General features: G+C 59.4%; 4 protein-coding genes. All 4 read right to left on the reverse strand.

Features of this window, described 5'->3' with window-relative positions:
* Window positions 1-138: 138 nt before the first annotated feature.
* Window positions 139-1,857 carry a heparinase II/III family protein gene (locus ACIQ2T_RS12165; RefSeq protein WP_397591044.1) on the reverse strand — a complete coding sequence of 573 codons (1,719 nt, stop codon included), beginning with the start codon at window positions 1,855-1,857 and terminating at the stop codon, window positions 139-141.
* Complete coding sequence (gene rpe / locus ACIQ2T_RS12170; protein WP_397591045.1) at window positions 1,854-2,516, reverse strand: ribulose-phosphate 3-epimerase; 663 nt, start codon at window positions 2,514-2,516, stop codon at window positions 1,854-1,856. Before rpe ends, ACIQ2T_RS12165 begins: the two co-directional genes overlap by 4 nt.
* Window positions 2,517-2,579: 63 nt before the next feature.
* Window positions 2,580-3,107 carry a GNAT family N-acetyltransferase gene (locus ACIQ2T_RS12175; protein WP_397591046.1) on the reverse strand — a complete coding sequence of 176 codons (528 nt, stop codon included), beginning with the start codon at window positions 3,105-3,107 and terminating at the stop codon, window positions 2,580-2,582.
* A gap of 5 nt (window positions 3,108-3,112) precedes the next feature.
* Window positions 3,113-4,300 (reverse strand): RsmB/NOP family class I SAM-dependent RNA methyltransferase, encoded by a 1,188-nt coding sequence (locus tag ACIQ2T_RS12180; protein WP_397591047.1) that lies wholly within the window; start codon window positions 4,298-4,300, stop codon window positions 3,113-3,115.
* Window positions 4,301-4,302: the final 2 nt, after the last annotated feature.

Consider the following 4,302-nt stretch of genomic DNA (forward strand, 5'->3'; position numbering starts at 1 on the left):
GCACGCAGCGTTTTGGCGGTGCCACCTGTGGATACCAATTCCACATGACGCGCAGCCAACGCGTGGCCAAGCTCAACCAACCCAGCCTTGTCGGACACCGACAATAGGGCCCGTTTAATCACGACGTCTTGCATATATCTATCCTAAATGGCGCAGTTGCCAGCTTATATGGAGGCCGCCTTTACCTGTGTCGGCAGCAATCACAAGTTGGCGGGTGGGGTGAGGGCGGCCGTTTTGATCCACCCAAAGGCTGTCATCGACGGTCAGCATGCCGCCCGAGGTGAGAAACACCCAGTTACTGCCATCGGCCATGCGCAGCAGAGCGGTCTGTGGTTTATCCGACGGCACAATTTCAATATCAGGTCCAAGGTGAAAACGAACAGCTATAGCGACATTGTCCTTAGGCTTCGCCTGCGGCAACAGCGTATCTTCACCGCGCAGTTCCATGCCATCGGAGCGCAGGGTGAGCACGCGCGAATGATTATATCCAAAGCTTTTGGCATAGCCGTCATGGCTTGCCTGTATACGCGTCGCCTGTTCAATGTCGCGGCGCTCAAGTTCGACCTCTGCAACGCCCTTGCCAAGATGCCCACCTGCCAAGATCGCGGTCGAATTGGTATCATTCAGGCATAAGGTGGAATGCGCCGCAGTCGTCCGAAGCCCCCGGGCCAACGCCGCGGGTATCATCGCCCCGACGAGAGCCGCGCCGCCGCAATTCACAATGATCCGCTGCGCACCATGCGAAAGTTCGAACGCGAGGGTCGAGGCACAACCCGACGCAGACTGCCGCGCGAGCGGTGGTGGCCCTGCGTCCAGCAGCAGCACAGATTTGCCCGCCAACACGCGCTGATATCCCCAATCAAGCGCTTGCCTATGTGGCCGCGCGCGGACTTCGCTGGCGGCAACCAGCGCGTCGATGCGGTCCGCCGCGATATGTGCAGACCCCTGCCAAGCGCCAAGACCGCCGTCGGCATGCGTCAGGCCAAGCAAGGCGGGCACCGCGCGCCCCAATGCGTCTAAAAGAAAATCGGGGGCCAATTCGCCTTGCGCGACATAGCATTTCTTCAACAGGCTCAACATGCCGATGAGCTCCATCAACTGGATGGGCGAACGCGACACGACACCGCCATCGGGGGATATTGTTGCCCGCAAGGAGTCTGCTAGCCCGTCCTCACCCACTGCGCGGCGGATTTTGCCTTCGGGCAAAAGCAGCGATGCAGCCACAACCCCCGCCCAGCCCACTGTTTTGGCAAAGTGGCTTTGCGCCCTTGGGGCCGATTGGTCCAAATGGCGCGCAACACGCGCGAAATGGTTGATCACGCGGGCGCGATAAATGGGTTCATTACTACTGAGCAAATAGGGCGAGCCAGCCGCCATGTTCAAAAGCCGCCAAGCACAATTGTCGACCCGCCATGCTGGCTCGCGCGTCTTCATGCCATTGGCCAGCAACCACGCATCCGCAATCTGTGCCGCAACGGGCGCACCTTCACCCCGGTTCGTCACAGCCGCCAGATCCCGCAACCAATCAAAGCGGTGAATATAATCGGTCAGCGATGGCTGCAGATCGAGCTTGTCATAATCCAGATCGCAAAATGCTTGCTCAAAACCCTGATAATGGAACTTACCAATGCGCAAAGACTGACCGCGGGCAGGGTTTCCCTCCAACGGGTCCTGCGGCACTGCGAGCAAGCGCTGCGGTACCTTGCCTCTTAACCGCCCGCTGTGCAGCGGCGTACGCCATGTCAATTTATAGAATTGGAGAGAAAGGCGTTCGAGAATATTTTGGCCCGCGCCTTTGGGTCTGACGATTAAGGCCGTCTGCCGTTGATCCGTGCCGTCCTCAAACGCGCCGGTCATTCACCCCTCAGCGCCCGGATATTGGCTGCATAATGGTCCGCACCGCCTTTAAACGTTGCCGTGCCCGCCACCAACGTGTCCGCGCCCGCCGAAATAGCAAGTGGAGCGGTGTCGGTGGTAATACCGCCATCGACCTCAAGCCGGATGTCGCGGCCCGTCTTGTCGATCATTTTGCGGATGGCTTCTATCTTGCGCAGCTGGCTGGAAATAAAGCTCTGCCCACCAAAACCGGGGTTCACGCTCATGACCAGAATGAGATCAACGTCATCGATCAGATAATCGAGCATCTTTGCTGGCGTATGTGGATTAAGCACGATGCCCGCCATTTTGCCAAGTGACTTGATCAACTGCACGGTGCGGTGCGGATGCGGCCCAGCCTCTGGATGGAACGATATAATATCAGCCCCTGCATCGGCAAAATCCTGAACATATTGGTCAACCGGCGATATCATCAGATGTACGTCGAACGGCTTGGCGCTATGCGGACGCAGCGCCTTTACGACGGCGGGGCCGATGGTGATATTTGGGACAAAATGCCCATCCATGATATCCACATGGATCCAGTCACAACCAGCCGCATCAATCGCGCGCACTTCCTCTCCCAGCCGCGCAAAGTCAGCTGACAAAATCGATGGCGCAATGCGGACGGCGCTGGTCATGTAAATCGCTTAGACGCTGGGGCCCGTACGGGCAAGGCAACGCGGCGCGTTATACACAGCTTATCACTCGCTAATGCGCGGCCTACGGCGATAAATGAACAGGTCGCCGATAATGTCATGTGACTCCGCAAATTTGGTGAAGCCAAGCTTGCGTGCGACATTGTGCGAGGCGGCGTTGCCCGTATCGATAATGCAACGAATTTCACCCAGTGCCTGCGCATCGGCCCAATCCAAGATCGCCGTCATCGCCTCTGTGGCATAGCCCTTGCCCCAAGCATCGGGCGTGAAGGCCCAGCCAGCTTCAGGAAGGTCTTCCAGCGCAGCAATGCCGCGTTCAAATTGCGCGAGCCCGCCATTGCCGACAAAGCGCCCGCTTTCCCGTTCCAAGAATGACCAATAGCCATAGCCAAAAAGCGACCATAGGCCGATGCCCTGAAGCATTTTGCCCCAACTGACATTGCGGCTGCGCGGTTCGCCGCCGATAAACGCAGTCATGCGCGGGTCAGCCCATGCGGCTGCGTAGTCTTCCCAGTGGGCGCGCGACATAGGTTCGATGGAAAGCCGCTGTGTCGTGAGCGTTGGCGCGGTCATGGGCGTTATACGGCGTGCGTGAAACGCGCCACAAAGAAGCCATCTAGGCCGCCTTGTTCAGCCAGCATTGGTGGGATGGTGCGGACATGTCCATCTGCGTTTGCGACCACGCCGACGGGCAGTTCGTCTGCGGTCACGGGTTGCGTTTTATATTCCGGATGCCGCGCCAGAAACGCCTCGGCCTGTGCCTCCCCCTCATGCGGTTCCAGCGAGCAGGTTGCAAAAACCAAAGTACCGTCGGGTTTCAACCATCCGGCCGCGCGGTCCAACATCGCACTTTGGATCGCGGCGAGATTGTTAATCGCTTTCAGGTCGATACGCTGCAACACATCGGGGTGCCGCCGTATCGTGCCCGTGGCGCTGCACGGCGCATCGAGCAAAATCGCGTCAAACAGATGCGCCGGTTTCCAGTCCATCACATCGGCGTTCACGCGCTCCGCATTTAACTGTGTGCGTTCCAGATTGGACATCAACCGGTCCATACGCCGTGCACTGTTGTCCAATGCCGTGACGGCAAAGCCAGCGGCTGAAAGCTGCATGGTCTTACCACCGGGCGCCGCGCATAAATCAAGCGCGCGCCTTCCAGTGCCATCGCCCAAAAGCCGCGCAGGCAGGCTGGCCGCGAGATCCTGAACCCACCACGCGCCTTCATCATAGCCGTCAAGCTCCTCCACCGCGGTACCGCGCGGCAGCCGGACATGGCCAGGCATCAGGCTCACCCCATTTAATCTCTCTGCCCAAGCGTCCGTTGCCGCAGGTTCCCGCAAGGCAAGGTCAAGTGGCGGTGGTTCGGACAAGGCCTTTTGCGCGCCAGCGACCATGTCGTCACCCCATGCGGGGTGCCAGCGCATCATCACCGCCTCAGGCAGTGACGGGAGTTCAGGTAACGTGACTTCCGCGCGTAGAAGCGACCCCAGAACGCCATGCACCAGCCGCCTTGGCCCGCCGTCGACCAAAGGCAGCGCAGTAGCAATGGCCGCATGGGCGGGCGTGCCGAGACGCAAAATCTGGGCCAGCGCAAGGCGAAGCACCATCCGTGCTTTGGAATCATCGGGCAGCGCTTGCTTTGTCTTGCTGTCGATCAAAATGTCGAGATCAACCGCCCAGCGCAAAGTTTCCTGCGCAATCGCGATCGCCAGCGCACGATCAGGCGGCGAGAGGCCCTTGGTCGCGTTAGCGGTGGCTTGGTCCATCG

Origin of the sequence: Sphingorhabdus sp. (assembly GCF_044357595.1) — a bacterium.
In the GTDB taxonomy this organism is placed as follows: Bacteria; Pseudomonadota; Alphaproteobacteria; order Sphingomonadales; family Sphingomonadaceae; genus Sphingorhabdus_B.

What these genes read in the sequence shown, in the direction of transcription:
- ACIQ2T_RS12165 (WP_397591044.1), bottom strand. Translation starts at nt 1,857, where the DNA reads ATGACCGGCGCGTTTGAGGACGGCACGGATCAACGGCAGACGGCCTTA.
- rpe (WP_397591045.1), bottom strand. Translation starts at nt 2,516, where the DNA reads ATGACCAGCGCCGTCCGCATTGCGCCATCGATTTTGTCAGCTGACTTT.
- ACIQ2T_RS12175 (WP_397591046.1), bottom strand. Translation starts at nt 3,107, where the DNA reads ATGACCGCGCCAACGCTCACGACACAGCGGCTTTCCATCGAACCTATG.
- ACIQ2T_RS12180 (WP_397591047.1), bottom strand. Translation starts at nt 4,300, where the DNA reads ATGGACCAAGCCACCGCTAACGCGACCAAGGGCCTCTCGCCGCCTGAT.